This window comes from Mesorhizobium sp. M0152, assembly GCF_040322415.1.
Taxonomy (GTDB): domain Bacteria; phylum Pseudomonadota; class Alphaproteobacteria; order Rhizobiales; family Rhizobiaceae; genus Mesorhizobium.
Map to the genome: position 1 here is coordinate 72,164 of NZ_JAMYTH010000011.1, position 14,065 is coordinate 86,228.

A 14,065-nucleotide genomic window follows, 5' to 3' on the forward strand; every position below is an offset into this window, starting at 1 on the left:
CGATATAGGAACTACCTGAGGGTTTCTCATCCTTTGGCTTATTGCAGATACTGCGAGCCATGCGGCCCAATGTGGGACGCCGGCCCGACACCGGTCGGTGCCCAAATCGGCGGACCGGCAGCTTAGAGGGTAAATTTTGCAGTTCCTCAGCCCGAATGCCCCACCTATTGACCCAAGCTTTTCTGGAGCAGAAGCAAGTTCAGGTCGTTTAGCAGTTTCTCCTTGGCAGCAGGATCGACCGGCGGCGGAGCAGGAGGATTCTTCTCGTGCTGGCCTTCAGGCAGCTTGGTCGCGCGCGCGGGCGCCGGCGCGGCTTTAGGCTTCTCTTCGGGCTTGGGAGCGAACACGATAGAGATTTTATTGACGTCCTTCCACGTAGTTTTCCAGCCGATGCCCAGGCTGGCCTGCCCTGTGTCGAATGGTATCGTGATGATCTTCACGCTCGCCGACGCGCCTTCGTCCAGCGTAAAACCCATCACGTACGAAACTGAATCTGGCGGCGTCTTTGTATCCGCGTAAGAATCCTGGACCTGTGCAAGCCAGTTCGCGATTCCCAGGTTTCCGGTAAGCCGAGAACCGTGCGCGCGCCTTTCGTTGACGGTTGGTGTGTCGCACTTGATATCGTCCTTTTGACCCAAGCCTATGGTGAACTTGTAGCCCACCATCCTGTCTGCGGTTCCGGTGGCGTTTGTCGCCAATGCAAACGTGCCTGTCTGCGGAATGTAGGGTACCTCGTTTCCGGCACTGCCGTCTCCGCCGCCCGTCGCTACGACATTCAGCGACAGTTCAACTGCCGCATTCCACTTTCCCTAGTCGGTCAGGAAGGTAGCAGGCCCGATTGGAGGCTTTGCCTTGGGCCGCCCGTCGCGTCCGTCTTTCAGGTCGCACCGGATGTTGTCGACAATGTCTGAGATGCGAAGTAGACCGACTTCGGTTGGCAACTTCGGAACGCTGGCGCAACTCGAAAGAGCAACGCAAACTCCTAGCGAGCCCCGAACGAAAACTTTCATGATTTCCCCCATCTTCCCACCTCCACAGGGATCACGCCTACTACGAAGATGAAATGGTACAACTAGACTTTCCACAGATAATATTGGTGAGACAAAATTATTCTAGCTGCTGATTGAGAACCACACCCTGCCAAGTTGAGGCCCAGGGGTCACTAGTGCCCATTCGGCGGCGACCAACACAAAGCAAAGCAAAGCAAAGAATGAGGGAACCCGCCTGCGGCGGCTTGCCGAGGAGAGACGGCCCGCGCCTCTCTTCCCAGGCCCTAATCAGCGACCTTGTCGCTCAATTCGCCGATTCTCTCGACAAGACGTTTGGTCAGCTCGACGCGCAGCAACGGAAAGCCTTTGATGATCTGCGTGTCCTAGTGAACCAGAACCAGCGATGGATTCACGGCGATGTTCAGGAAGGCCTGCAGACAGTCCAGGACCTCAACGTAGAGATCAGCAACCTAGCGATTTCCTCGTCGAAGCCGGTGGTCACAAGATTTACGCCCACTTATATCGCGCAGGCGAGTCAATCGGACGATGTGCTAATAGAGGTAGAGGGCTTTCACCTCTACGACGCGGAGAGTAGGCATAAGCCGAGTCTTCGGTTTGGCGCATTGCTGACGGGCATCATCGGACTGCAACCTGACCGTCCGTGATTGGGAGCCACATGGCTAAAGTGGCTGTTCCGCTATTGAGCCTCGACAGGCGTCCTAGGGATCCGCCGCATCGAACTCAATCGCAAATCCCGCGTCGATCGCGCTTCGCGCAATGAGATCGCCAAGTTCCCAATCCGTGAGTTCGCAAACCGGAAATGTTCCCCTTACAGCGTGGCTAACCTCGGATATCGAAATGCACGGCCTGCCGACATTGCCGATCAAGTGCCGGACAATCGCTTGGCGAACGTCCGACAAGGTAGGCCCCAGCGCGAGCGCGGGCATATGTGGCCTACGAATGGAGCCGTGGTTCTACGCCATCGGCTGTTTTTGCATCGAAAGCTACGGGCACACCGTGAATGATGGATGCCGCTGCCAGCAACTCCTCCAACTCGCGGTCGGTAGCCCTGCATGCTGGCATGAGTGTTCGGATGGCGCGGATTGCCTGTGCGATCGAGAGGAAGTTGGACCTGCTTCTGGACAGAACATAGGCTTCGGCGGCCCTTTCAACCGTAACGGTGTGGAAAGTGTTGGTCATCGAGAATTCCTCCCGAAATCCTGACCAACACGATTTACAGCAGGAATTCGGTGGCCTTCAAGGGTTTGTCCGATCCCGGACAATCAGGCGGATGCCAGACCGAAATGACTTTGCTCCTCCTCGCCGTAAGCACCATGGGTGAGTTGCTTCATTCCAACGCGGTCGACAATTGTGATCTCGCCGCGCCTGGCGTGAACCAGCCCTCGATATTCAAGCATTTGCAGGGCGGTGGTGACACCGGGGCGTCGGGCGCCAAGCATGGTGGCCGGGAATTCATGCGTCAGGTAAATCCTATTCCCTTCGACACGGTCTTGCACCATCAACAACCAGCGGGCCAACCGCTCCTCGATTTTCGAATGGCCGTTGACCAGTGCCGTCCGGGACGAGTGGATAAGGAACGCGTGGGCATAGCGAAGCAGTGACTCGCGAAGGGACTGGCTTGCCGCAATCGCCGAGCGAAGAGCTTCAACCGGGAGGATCCAGCCATTACCTGCAACCTGGATATAGGTTTCATTGGGAGACTTGTCCTGGCCGAGCAGGACGGCAACCCCTGTCATGCCGTCGCGGCCGACGATGCCGGCTTCGCTTTGCCGACCACCGGTCATCGTGGCGACCACCGACGCGATGCCCGTCTCTGGAAAATACACACGCTCGATCGGCTGATATGAGACCTCAAGCTGGGCTTTGATGCCCAGTTCGACGTGATGCATTGATGGCTGCAATCGCGCGAAATCCTCTGAGGAGAGGGTTTTCAATACATGGTTGCGAAGAAGGGATTTGGGCATGGCTCTCTCCCTGACGGGCAAGAGCACGTACCTCTTACTGTCGGCTGCGTCCGAAGGGGGCGGCCGATTCAGCGAGCATAGGCTTCAAGTGCGCGATTGGCAAAGAATCCGTCGGCGTATTGCGCCGGCACCCCCGCGCGGACCAATCCTATGAAGCCTGACGCGGCGGGGGCTCTCAAGGATTCGAATCCTGTGTCAACAGTCGGCTGCTGAAGAGCCTGACATTGTCCAAGCAGATGGACCTGAAGAATGCATATTGTTGACAATGACTTAGCTACATGCGCCGGCTTGACGTCGCCGTTGCGGCGCCATAGCCATAGCGCACGGCAACTAGCCGGCGGCATGAGGATTGTGGCCGCAAGCTAGCCATGAGGTGCTCGACGAAGCCTGAAGGTTCAACGATGAAGAAAGCGCCGCGAAAGAACGTACCGACATTCGACCATTCCGAACTCGGGCTGGGGTCTGCCGAGCTCAGAGCCATAAGAAAGTGTGAGGCCGAGATCATGCTGCTAGGCCGAAGAACGACGGAAGAAACCTTCGATCTCGGCGATCAACTGAACATCGCTGCAGCTCTTATCCCCGACCGAATGTTCGGAAAATGGGCCATCTCGGTGTCGCGATACAGTCGTCAGCACCTTTTCAGCCTGATGAAGATAGCGACCGTTCTCAAGGACCATAAGACGCGGCTTGTAGAAGCGCGCATGTCCGCCACCGCCATGGGCCACTTGGCTAGTTCCCCAGAGCACGTGGATGAGGTTCTCGCCGAACTCGAAGCCGGACGCTCACAACGGCAAAACAGATCCAGGCAATTGTCGGTAGCAATAATGAAAAAATTGACATCACTTACCAAACCTCGGCGGCGTCGCCGGTCTAAAAGCCAACGCACAAGCGAAGTTGAAGCTCGGTATTTCTGAGTTCACCGAAATATCTCCTCGATCATCGCGGATGTTGATGCCGCGCTCGTTCCGGCATTGGACGGCAAGCGGGTGTTGAAGGGCCAACTGGCGGACAAGATCGAGCGTCCAGCGAGGCTCGCCGGTTTTCAGCTGGAAAACATTGCCCTTTTTCGTTGAAATAAACCCAAACAATTCGGCGGCGTCCCAGGTGATGGGTTTCCCAAAGGCAGCAAATGAGATCAACTCTCGCCGCAGCCCGCGAGCATAGGGTCATGTCGGCCGCTTAATATTCCCGTTGAACGCACACCGACGCTATTGCGCTGAAAGCATAAAATTGCCATCTACCGACGAAGCTACAGCTAGGTGGATGGGGATGGGCGTATCAGACGAGTTCTACAACTTCCGGAATAACTATAATATCGGCACCGACCTGATCAGCTCGATTGGACAACGGTACAGGCGTATCACCACGCGCCTTAATACAGACTTCTGGAACACCGATTCCAGCTCCGCCCACAGTCTCTATGTTGGCTCTTACGGTCGCGACACAGCCGCGCGCGGAATCAGCGACCTAGATATCGGCTTCCAGCTCCCCTATGCGGAATACGTCAAATACAGCGCGTATCACGGCAACGGTCAGTCCGCGCTTCTTCAGGCCGTGAAAAACTCCCTCCTCAAAACCTACGGCTCCAGCAAGGTCGGCAGCGACGGCCAGGTTGTCGTCATCTCCTTCACGGACGGGATCACGTTCGAAATCCTTCCCTATTTCAACAACACGGACGGTTCCTGGACTTTTGCCGATTCTAACGGGGGAGGTACCTGGCGGCAGTGCAATCCCCGGGCAGAGATGACTGCCGTCCAGACCCGCAATACGGCCGTTAATGGCAACCTCAAAGCCCTCTGCCGCATGATGAGGGTGTGGAAAGACCAAAATAGCGTTCCGATGACCGGAGCCCTCATCGACGCGCTCGCCTACCAGTTCATCGAGACGTGGGAGTATCGGGATAAATCCTACGGCTATCATGACTACATGGCGCGGGATTTCCTAAAGTATCTCTACGACCTCGACCGAGAGAAAACTTACTGGCGTATGCCGGGGAGCGGTTCCTACGTCTATAAGACGGGGGTGTTCTGGTTGAAGGCGCTCACGGATTACAATATCGCCGTCGAAGCCTGCAACATGCAGACCGACGACAAGGCCGCACAGCGCCGCGCGAAATGGAGGACCGTCTTTGGCACAACCTTCCCAATCTGACCCGCGGTACCAAATCGAGAGCCAAGTGCGCGAGTGTTACGGCCGTTGCGCCTACACCCATAAGATTCACGAGAAGATGGCGGAGCGGCTTGCCGACCATCAATGGTATGCGAAGTGGTTCAACATCATCCTGTCCGCGCTCATCGCCGGCGGCGCGGTGACGACCGTATTCAGGGCGGAGACGGGGCTTTTGCAATATGCGGAATACGCGACCGTCGTTCTTGCCATTCTCAGCCTGATCTATAACGCCTATCAGAAAGACCTAGACCCCGGTGCTCTCGCGCAGCGACACAGGGAAACTGCGTCCGACATATGGAATGTACGAGAATCTTACCTCAGCCTGATAACCGACGCGCTCAATTCGGCAGTGCCAATTGACGGCCTTCGGACGCAGCGCGACGAGCTGCAGGCCAACCTTCATGAAATCTATCGGGCGGCACCCTTCACGGACGGGAAGGCCTACAAGAAGGCACAGGATTCCTTGAAGGATAACGAGGAGCTCATGTTCTCCGACAAGGAAATCGACGACATGCTGCCCACCACGTTAAGGCGGTCGAGCAGGGCTTAGTAGACCGCGCCGGTTTTGCCGGAGGCTCCAACTTCCAAATAGGATGGAGCCATGACGAGCAAACGAGGAACAAGTTTCTCCCTCGCCGGAGGCGAGCGGAATTTCTCCCGTCGTTAGGCTGCGACGGGACCGTCGTACATCGCAGGGTCCCACACCTGAATGTTTGCCCCCTCGCCGTTCGGGGTGATCAGGAGTCCTTCCTCGTAGAATAGGCCGCGGGCGACATCGCCGAGTACGTCGAACTCGCTCGGAAACATCCATTCGCCGCGCTCATTCCAGAGTTTCCGGAGCTGAGCGACCAGTTCCTCGATTGCCTCGGTGTAGCCGGCCTCATCGATCGCCTGTCGGGTCTCCTCGCTGATCTCCGCCTCGCCATTGCTGCCGTCAATATGCCCAAACGTGTAGGCCGCCATTCGGAGAGGCTCCGAAATCGGCGCTCCAAGTTCTCCGACGATCCGGTTGAGATCACGATGTTTCCAGAAACCGTCGCGCGCGGCAGCGGCCTTCTGTCGAGCGACGCCTGCCACGCCGCGCAACCCTTCTTCATAATAAGCCAGGTGCCCCGAGCCGAACGGCGCGCTCAAGCGGCAGGCCGCATATTCGTCCCAGCAGGCCTCGTTGATCTGGGTGAATATCTGCTCCTCGTAGGAGCTGACCTGCTTCTGGAGGATATTGCCGGGAAATGCTTTATCCTTCTCGGTCGTCACTTGCACGTGCGCGCATTCGTGGGCGATCAGATAGATGGCCTGTTGCATACCCGACTGAGCTCGCGCGTCGTCCTGTTCGGGGGTCGCACCGATACTCTCGATGTACGCGCCGCTGAAAACGAGGTGAACCTTGACCTTGCCGTCGCGCAGGACGGCCGGCGACATTGCGACGCCGACAAGCTGGTCATCGTTAGACCGGGCGAGCGTTCGTAAGCCTTCGACGCCTCGGTCGAGTTCGGCGAGCGCGGCATCGTAATCATAAGCGACAGTCACGCCGTCAAGCCGCTCTAAATTGATTACCGAGCTTATGAAGCGGATGTAGCTCGCGAGGTTGTGGGCGATGCGGTTGGCGTCCTCTATGTCAGCGAACGCCCGCATCGCGAACGAAAGGTCCGCCGGTGCGGTTTGCGGCGGCAACGTGATTTCGGCGTCTTCAGGTTTCGCGGACATGTACCGATCCTACGGGAACGCGCCGTAATGCGACACTAGCAGTGGCAAACCATCCACCGGGAAAAGACGAGGCATATTATACTGCGGCTACCACCTAGTGTCCCACTCATCGGGACACACCTCGATCGCTGGTGGCAACGGTTTGGTTTGTTCAGACGAACAGGAGCGACCGCTAGCGAAAATATCAGCTTCAACGGCGGCTTTGGGACAAACCTTAAGGCCGGCTCAACGGCCGAAGTCAGGCGCGTTCCCGCCTGGCAGCTTTGGGGCCGTGACCGGACTGTCCGGTCTTGATACGCGTCGAGCGGATAGCTGCCATTCGGCCACCGACCCCATTGCCGCTGTTCGAGGTACTTTCCTCGCAATCCCGTAGATTGGCAGGCCTGTTTCAGTCATAGCCGGACGAGAGCTCGAGCGCGACCTCCTCGAAGTATCTTGGGAACGGTTCAATAGTGGCCAGTACCAATTCTCGCTGCGTCCGACATGCTGTGACCACGTCGCGATAGCCATCGATGACCGGGAACGCGTCGCCAAGGGCCTGGGCCACCACTCTGTCGGCGAATCCAGCCTCTTGGAACGCAATAGCCGCGTCACTGGACAGACCGTACTTGATCTTTTTCTGGACGGTCACCAGCCGCGCATGCAGATCTTCGGATCGCTCCTCAACGAGATCGGCCAATGCAGCAACGACCATCGACAGGTCGTACGCGTAACCGCTTTCGCACAGGTGGACGACGTGCTCCGAAGTCGCTCTCGCGTTACCGAACTTGACATGGGCGGCTGTCAGCCGCGCTCGGATTTCGTAGTAGGTCCTGCCGGCGATCCAGTCGGCAAGGCAATCCGGCCGCATTGCCTCGGGTACCGCCGCCAAGACCGGTGCGTGGGCGTGCCGTGCCGCCTTTTCCATAATCGCGGTCAACAGCTCTTCCTCGGTTTCGATTGCCGCGAGCCGGTCCAGATGCATGTCGATCCATTGCGCCAAAGCCTTGACGTCCGCCGGCGGTAGCGGCGACTTTCGGACCAGTTTGATCAGGCTGAGGTCCGTCCCTTGTTGGACGGCTTTGGCGGCCGCCTGAAAAACGGCCAGGACCTTGACCCTCAGATCGTCGTCGGAGAGATGATATGCTAGGGTGCTCCGCGCCAGTTCCTCCACACGCTCCTCGGCAAGGTCACTCTCGAAATCAACGTAGGACAGTAGATACGATGCTATGCTTTGCACCGCGCGCGCCCGGTCGGAAAGAAACCTGCTGAAGTCCTTCCCTATTAGCCCGGGGCGCTCGCTCACCGCGGCGGCGGTATACGCCGCGATGGTCTGCTTGGTAGCGAATGTGAGATCGAGCCATTCCGTCGGCAGATCCAATGTGATGGTCGGCTTTCCTTTTACCTTCTGCTCGAAGCTGACGAAAAGCTTGAGAATGCTGCTCGCCGACGGTTCCGAATTATCCGCATCCAGCAGCCTGGTGGTCTTCGACCAACGCCATCGGCCGTCTTTCTTTTTATCGTCGTAGAGCGATGGCGCGGAAAAGATCACGTTGCCTTCGGTATACATGCCTGCCCGGCCCGCACGACCCATCAGGTTGTGGAAGTCGCGCACCGCTATCTCTTCTTTGCCCTGCTGGGTGGACGTCACCACCAAGTAGCGGATCGGGAAATTTACGCCCTGCGCTAAGGTGGAGGTGCAGACTACCATACGAGCCAGACCCGCCTTCATAGCATGTTCGATCGACAGCCGCAGGCCCGGCGGCGTGTTGGCGTGGTGCGACAGGATCCCGAGCTTCGCAGCTTTGGATACTCGACCATCTCCGAGGTGAGTTTGGCATAGATCGGCAATCTTGCGGATCTCGTTTTCGTCGGAGCAAGCCGCCGGCCAATCGAGCTCCAAGCCGCGCCCTGCAATTTCGACGGCGCGGTCGCAGACCGTGCCGACGCTCTCCTTCTTCCCGCAGAAAATGGCCACGCTGCCGTTTGCGGCGAGATGCTGACCGAGAAAGAGGCCTATGTCGGTGTTGCTTCTGGTGGTGCCGCGTTCGGGGAAACGTTTCACCTTCAGTTCGCGACCCTTTTTGGCCAGTACTTTGGACTCAACGATGCGGGGCACGAAGAATTCATCCGCGTTCGGATCGGCCGGGCTGACGTAGCGCAACCAGGCCCGCTCGAACTGCCAGCTGGCGAAGGCGATGTTCCTAGCCGTCGGCAGCAATCCCGATCCCGACACCACCGCGGTCTCGTCGCCGACGAGCCAACCGGCAATCTCGGCCGCGTTCCCGATGACGGCAGAGATCAATACGACCTGGGCGTTCGTAGGCAGCGAGATGCGCATGGACGCTAGCAGAAGTTCATATGTTGGCCCACGGGTCAGTCCGTCGAACTGATGTCCTTCATCATAAACGACCAATCCGACCTCTTCGGCGAATTCGGGCTTACGCCGAAGCATGTAAAGGAGCTTTTCGGGTGTCACCACGAACACCGAATTCTGTCTTCGCGCTCCCGCGAGATCGATGTCGAAAAGGTACGAATCCGAGATCTCGTTAATCAGGACATCTTCGCCGGCGAATGAGCGCACCAGATCCGAACGGATATCGTGGCACAGTGACCTGAATGGACCCACAATGACGACCAGGGACGATCGCTGTGCTAGGAAATGGGCGCGGATCAAGAACTCGGTGGCGCGGGTTTTGCCGGCCGACGTTGGCATCTGGATCACCGCGGAACGTCCGCTCAAAATTCCCTGTTCGCAAAGCAGTCTCTGGGCTGGCCAGAGCTCCGTTGGGAACGATCCTTTCCTCAAGGCCGGTGCCCAATCGGCCAAATCAAGGCCCGAACTCGGGGGCAGAAGCGTCCTGGCCGCTCCGTCCAGTTTGCGGGAGACAAGCGCTATCACCACGTCGGCGTAGAGCAGCTCCCGGGCCGACCCGGCCAAATAAGCATGCGCCTTGAGTTCCTCGCAGAGGAGACGAATTTCCTCGGCTCCGCCCTGCAGGGCGTAAAACGCCCGGAGAGCGGCTAACATTCTATTGGCGAACAAATGGTGCGCGAACGACTCCTCGACCGGCGCGAAAAGCCCTTTCAGAATCCGATAGGCCAGAAAGGCGAGACCATGCCCCAACTCGAGGGCTGGAGATTCTGTCCTCTTCATCACGACCGCCGCACTGCCGATACTGTCGGACAGATAGTAGGAGGTGGCGCACAGCAGGGAGAACTCGTTGGTCAGATCCTCGTCCAGCCTTGATTCCAAGAAGGCGTCGAAATACCGGGCGGAGAAGTGAACCATGTCCCGGATCGATCCATCCGGTTCATCCCAGGACCTTGGCATGGCGCTCTCTGTGTCGGAAGTGATGAACCGGTCCGCAAGCGCCGCCGCGGAATCGCCCAATATTCCGATCGCTAGCACCACCAGCGAGTCCGGCGCGCGCGTGAACTCGTTGTAGTCGGCTTCCGCTGCCCTGAACTCGTGCATCTTGGCCCGGGACCTGACGGAAGCCAGCAGTTGGATCGAGTTGTTCTTAGGCCTCATTAGCGGCTCGATCGTAAAGGGCATGTACCAGGTTCATCATCGACGTGCCCCGGATGATGAGAAGCTTCAGGTTTTTGAAGTTGGGATGATGCTTGGCGAGCGTCGTCGTGAAATCGACGCTGTCGAATACGTCTTGATCGAGCACGGCTCCGGCGGCGTTCACGCGTTTGAACGGGCGATCGTTTTGGTTCTGGAAGCGCTGCACACGTTTGGCCGCCAGCCGGTCGGTGCGCAGGAGACGTTGTTTGATGGCGTTCAGGGACATCGCCTCGCGTGTGATGTCCTTGATGGAATCCTCAACCGCGTTCTGCAACCGGTTCTGTTTCTTTGCCTTTAAGCCCGCCTTCGACTCAATGAGAAGAAGCTCGTCCTTCGGGTGAACAGGATCGTCGCCATGGAACTTAAATGCGACCACGTCGCAGCCGTTCGACGGAACGTTCCGGTTGTCGCGGTTCTCGTATCTACCCTCCCGGGGGCACCAATAACCCAAGATGTACTCCGCGAAGTCGGCAAGCAGGATTTCGCCGAAGTCACCCGAGCGTGTACCCGGTCCAGGAGGATGGACTGGGTCTGGAAACTTCACTGTCGCGAGATAGGTGGCTGGCGTGTGCCCCGTGCCCTCGATAAAGTCCGGTAACTCTTCGTCCTTGCAGTAGTGCTGCCTGAAATGCTTGGCCCACGACGATAGCACTGCGTCGTCTGGCTGGTGTTCCAGATCCCAGACCTCGACCTCGACGCCTTCGGTCGTGGCAACATTGGTCGCCGTCTTCTTTAGCCAGCCGATGTGCGCAGGTGCCGCCATGATTCCCCCAAATCATCACAGCCTCTAGCATGCACGACCGAGGTCCGAAACCGCCTAAAGATGGACATGTTGTAGTCATGACATGTGGACCAAGGCGCCCGGCAAAGACCGAGTTCAGAAGGGCAGGTAGTCTTCGAACCGTGCTTGCCTCTAATCCTCTGAGATACGTTGTCGACTTCTGGCGGACACCCGCTACGTATCGCATTCGCCATCTCCCAGAAAGCATGCGCCACCTTCGGTGCCAGGGGTCAATTTTGCTTCGCAATCAACCGAAAGTTCCGAGATGTCTCTGAGAGGAACAGTTGCGCAGATTCTGCGGGCTCCTTGCCGTTGATAGAGTCCGCTTCTGGCGCCCTGCGGCTTATGGCTGAACGACCAGAATGGGGCGGTGGGTTCAACCGGTCATCGCAACACCTTCTGTAGCCTATAGGCCGGCGTTTCGAAGTCCAGGGTTTTTCGGGGGTCGCTGATTGAGCCGCAGGGCGACGGCGTTGAGTTGGGCCTGCGAGACATGGGAGAGTTGGTGTCTCTCGGGAAGTACTGCCTGAGCAGACCGTTGGTATTTTCGTTGCTGCCGCGCTGCCAGGGACTTCGCGGATCGCAGAAGTAGACCTGTAGATCGGTTGCAACGGTGAAGCTCTTGTGCCGAGCCATCTCCTTACCCTGGCCCCCTTAGCGAGCGCCGCAACTCTTCGGGCAATGTGCCGATCGTTTGGGCGAGGGCCGCCACGACGGTGGCCGAGTCCCTCCTCGCCACCTTTACAAGCATCGTGAATCGGCTGTGTCGCTCGACGAGGGTGAGCCGCTCGCCGCGTTTGTTGGCCAGCCTTTTATCAGCAGGCTATCTGCGGCGGTCTGGTGTTCCAGCTTAGCGATGGAAGTCGTCTCGTTCGAACCGTGGTTGCGATGGCCTTTCAATCAGTGCTTGCCGGGATCATGCTTGCCGCAGACCTGGTCAAGCATAGTGCGGGTTTTCCGATAGTCCGACGACCAGCACTCGCGTGAATCTACCGCGCCCCCTTGGTTCTTACCTCCATGATCCGAAAGCCAAAGATTCCAGCGGCCGCTGCATCTGCAGCGATGAGGATTTCGTTGCCGCCTACAGGCTGAGATACGGCTGTGCCGTTGAACAGCTGAGCAATGGGTCCGCCTAAGAAAGATCTGAAGTTTTCGTTACCGCGGACGGCGCGCTGTCAAGCGCTCACCGATGTTTTCGACCACGATCGAGTGCCTGATGACAGTGCGGGGCGGATACTATGACACGCTCGGCCCGCTGCTTGCCAATGTCAGGCCCAGCACCCACGACAGAGATCCTTGAGCGACGGCTCGCCGTTAACGTTTTTTGTACTGTTATCTACGTTCGACCATATTCGTCGTCGAAGCGAACGATATCATCCTCGGCGAGATAATCGCCGCTCTGCACTTCAATGATAACCAGGTCAATTCTGCCTGGGTTTTCGAGCCGATGCTTATGGCCGCAGGGGATGTAAGTAGATTCGTTTGTCCCCAGGAACAACTCCTGCTCGCCATTGACGATTTTGGCGGAGCCGCTGACCACGACCCAGTGCTCCGAACGATGATAGTGCATCTGCAGGCTCAACTGGCGACCGGGCTTCACCTCGATGCGTTTGATCTTGAAGCGCTCGCCTTCCTCCAGAACCGTATAGGTACCCCAGGGCCGGTGTACCGTGCTATGGACCAGATGAGCTTCATGTCCCGAAGCCTTGAGGCCCTCGAAGAGCTTCTTAACGTCCTGAACGCGGTCGCGGGATGTGACAAGCAAAGCGTCCGGGGAATCCACGATCACCAGATCGCTTACGCCCACCGTGCCGATGACGCGCTTGTCGGAGCTCACATAGGTGCCGGTCGTGTCGACCATGTGCACATCGCCGCGTATCCTGTTCCCGCTTTCGTCGGGGGCGATCAAATCGGCCATTGCGTTCCAAGATCCGATGTCGTTCCAATCCATGTCGCAGGGAATCACGGCAAGTCTGTTAGTCTTCTCCATGACAGCGTGGTCGAGCGAGATTCGCGGCGCGGAACCGAAATGCTCAGGCGCGAGTTCGATTTTGGCAAAGCCTTGGCATTGACTGGCGCGGCCGTTCTCGTAGCTGTCGGCGACGGCCTGGAGCACCTCGGGACAATGCAAAGCCATCTCGTCGAGCATGGTTTGCGCACTGAAGCAGAAGATGCCGGCGTTCCAGAAGAAGCGTTGAGACGCGACATAGGCTTTGGCTGTATCCAGATCCGGTTTTTCAACGAAACGGACGACGTTCTCACCATCTGCTTCGATGTAGCCGAATGCTGTGTCCGGTCTGGTTGGGGTGATGCCCAATGTGGCGATCCGCCCGAGCTTCGCATGTTCCATGGCCAGGCCCATGACGTCTAGAAACGCAGGCAGGTTGCCAATCAGGTGATCGGCCGGGAAGACGCACAGGATCGCGTCAGGGCCTTGCGTTGCCCTCGCATGGATCGCGGCTGCAGCCACGGCGGCGGCCGTATCCCGAGGTTCGGGCTCGAGCAGAAAGGTGCGTGGCAGGACCACGGAATCCAGTTCGTCAAATTCGTCCTTGGTCAGGAAGAGGTGTTCCCCGGATGTCACAGCGACGAGTTCCACGACACCTTCTATCGAAGCGACGCGCAGCACAGTGTGCTGAATGAGAGAATATCCATCCGCTACTTTGAGGAAAGGTTTGGGGTGCGATTGCCTTGAGGCGGGCCATAGCCGCGATCCGGCTCCGCCGCTGATGATCACGGGAATGACTTTCATAACCAACCTCAATCTCGTCTCTGGAGTGATCGCCCGCGTTGTTTCGAGCGTCAGCGTCACGATCGCCGTCGCTCTGGCTTGTCTGCGGCCGCGCGTAACAGCGAAGTTCTGGTGCGTTGCAGGCGGCGT

At 58.1% G+C, this 14,065-nt stretch carries 11 protein-coding genes and 1 pseudogene; 4 read left to right on the top strand and 8 right to left on the bottom strand.

The genetic code is table 11. The features are described 5' to 3' along the window. Window positions 1-164 precede the first annotated feature (164 nt). On the bottom strand, window positions 165-665 hold the full coding sequence (locus tag NKJ26_RS14060) for a hypothetical protein (protein WP_352695796.1): 501 nt from the start codon (window positions 663-665) through the stop codon (window positions 165-167). Window positions 666-1,210: 545 nt separating this feature from the next. Between NKJ26_RS14060 and NKJ26_RS14065 the strand changes: the two genes are divergently transcribed. Further along, window positions 1,211-1,654: a hypothetical protein gene (locus NKJ26_RS14065; RefSeq protein ID WP_352695798.1), complete on the top strand. Its 444-nt coding sequence runs from the start codon at window positions 1,211-1,213 to the stop codon at window positions 1,652-1,654. A 289-nt stretch (window positions 1,655-1,943) separates the two neighbouring features. On the opposite strand, the gene NKJ26_RS14070 is transcribed toward NKJ26_RS14065, so the two are convergent. Both NKJ26_RS14070 and NKJ26_RS14075 read right to left on the bottom strand, forming a co-directional pair. Beyond that, on the bottom strand, window positions 1,944-2,189 hold the full coding sequence (locus NKJ26_RS14070; protein WP_352695799.1) for a hypothetical protein: 246 nt from the start codon (window positions 2,187-2,189) through the stop codon (window positions 1,944-1,946). Window positions 2,190-2,272: 83 nt separating this feature from the next. After that, window positions 2,273-2,974 carry a Crp/Fnr family transcriptional regulator gene (locus NKJ26_RS14075; protein WP_023750592.1) on the bottom strand — a complete coding sequence of 234 codons (702 nt, stop codon included), beginning with the start codon at window positions 2,972-2,974 and terminating at the stop codon, window positions 2,273-2,275. Window positions 2,975-3,375: 401 nt separating this feature from the next. Between NKJ26_RS14075 and NKJ26_RS14080 the strand changes: the two genes are divergently transcribed. The 3 genes from NKJ26_RS14080 (at window position 3,376) to NKJ26_RS14090 (ending at window position 5,693) form a co-directional block, all read left to right on the top strand. After that, entirely contained in the window at window positions 3,376-3,888 is a 513-nt protein-coding gene (locus NKJ26_RS14080) for a hypothetical protein (RefSeq protein WP_352695801.1), read from the top strand. A gap of 355 nt (window positions 3,889-4,243) precedes the next feature. Then, complete coding sequence (locus NKJ26_RS14085; protein ID WP_352609736.1) at window positions 4,244-5,125, top strand: SMODS domain-containing nucleotidyltransferase; 882 nt, start codon at window positions 4,244-4,246, stop codon at window positions 5,123-5,125. A 25-nt stretch (window positions 5,126-5,150) separates the two neighbouring features. Continuing rightward, window positions 5,151-5,693: an SLATT domain-containing protein gene (locus tag NKJ26_RS14090; protein WP_280940649.1), complete on the top strand. Its 543-nt coding sequence runs from the start codon at window positions 5,151-5,153 to the stop codon at window positions 5,691-5,693. Between the two features lie 113 nt (window positions 5,694-5,806). Here the strand turns inward: NKJ26_RS14090 and NKJ26_RS14095 are convergent, their stop codons facing one another. The 5 genes and pseudogenes from NKJ26_RS14095 to NKJ26_RS14115 all read right to left on the bottom strand — a co-directional run bounded on the left by NKJ26_RS14095 (window position 5,807) and on the right by NKJ26_RS14115 (window position 13,936). After that, on the bottom strand, window positions 5,807-6,850 hold the full coding sequence (locus NKJ26_RS14095; protein ID WP_023750588.1) for a hypothetical protein: 1,044 nt from the start codon (window positions 6,848-6,850) through the stop codon (window positions 5,807-5,809). Between the two features lie 388 nt (window positions 6,851-7,238). Next, the gene (locus NKJ26_RS14100) at window positions 7,239-10,388 is read right to left on the bottom strand and encodes a DEAD/DEAH box helicase (protein ID WP_352546081.1); all 3,150 of its coding nucleotides are present in this window, start codon (window positions 10,386-10,388) and stop codon (window positions 7,239-7,241) included. Further along, the gene (locus NKJ26_RS14105) at window positions 10,354-11,166 is read right to left on the bottom strand and encodes a Hachiman antiphage defense system protein HamA (protein WP_031245459.1); all 813 of its coding nucleotides are present in this window, start codon (window positions 11,164-11,166) and stop codon (window positions 10,354-10,356) included. Before NKJ26_RS14105 ends, NKJ26_RS14100 begins: the two co-directional genes overlap by 35 nt. 394 nt (window positions 11,167-11,560) lie before the next feature. Next, window positions 11,561-11,965: pseudogene (locus NKJ26_RS14110) on the bottom strand (IS30 family transposase); the annotation flags it as partial. A 555-nt stretch (window positions 11,966-12,520) separates the two neighbouring features. Then, the gene (locus NKJ26_RS14115) at window positions 12,521-13,936 is read right to left on the bottom strand and encodes a mannose-1-phosphate guanylyltransferase/mannose-6-phosphate isomerase (protein WP_023753786.1); all 1,416 of its coding nucleotides are present in this window, start codon (window positions 13,934-13,936) and stop codon (window positions 12,521-12,523) included. Window positions 13,937-14,065 lie beyond the last annotated feature (129 nt).

What these genes read in the sequence shown, in the direction of transcription:
- NKJ26_RS14060 (WP_352695796.1), bottom strand. Translation starts at nt 665, where the DNA reads ATGGTGGGCTACAAGTTCACCATAGGCTTGGGTCAAAAGGACGATATC.
- NKJ26_RS14065 (WP_352695798.1), top strand. Translation starts at nt 1,211, where the DNA reads ATGAGGGAACCCGCCTGCGGCGGCTTGCCGAGGAGAGACGGCCCGCGC.
- NKJ26_RS14070 (WP_352695799.1), bottom strand. Translation starts at nt 2,189, where the DNA reads ATGACCAACACTTTCCACACCGTTACGGTTGAAAGGGCCGCCGAAGCC.
- NKJ26_RS14075 (WP_023750592.1), bottom strand. Translation starts at nt 2,974, where the DNA reads ATGCCCAAATCCCTTCTTCGCAACCATGTATTGAAAACCCTCTCCTCA.
- NKJ26_RS14080 (WP_352695801.1), top strand. Translation starts at nt 3,376, where the DNA reads ATGAAGAAAGCGCCGCGAAAGAACGTACCGACATTCGACCATTCCGAA.
- NKJ26_RS14085 (WP_352609736.1), top strand. Translation starts at nt 4,244, where the DNA reads ATGGGCGTATCAGACGAGTTCTACAACTTCCGGAATAACTATAATATC.
- NKJ26_RS14095 (WP_023750588.1), bottom strand. Translation starts at nt 6,850, where the DNA reads ATGTCCGCGAAACCTGAAGACGCCGAAATCACGTTGCCGCCGCAAACC.
- NKJ26_RS14100 (WP_352546081.1), bottom strand. Translation starts at nt 10,388, where the DNA reads ATGCCCTTTACGATCGAGCCGCTAATGAGGCCTAAGAACAACTCGATC.
- NKJ26_RS14105 (WP_031245459.1), bottom strand. Translation starts at nt 11,166, where the DNA reads ATGGCGGCACCTGCGCACATCGGCTGGCTAAAGAAGACGGCGACCAAT.
- NKJ26_RS14115 (WP_023753786.1), bottom strand. Translation starts at nt 13,936, where the DNA reads ATGAAAGTCATTCCCGTGATCATCAGCGGCGGAGCCGGATCGCGGCTA.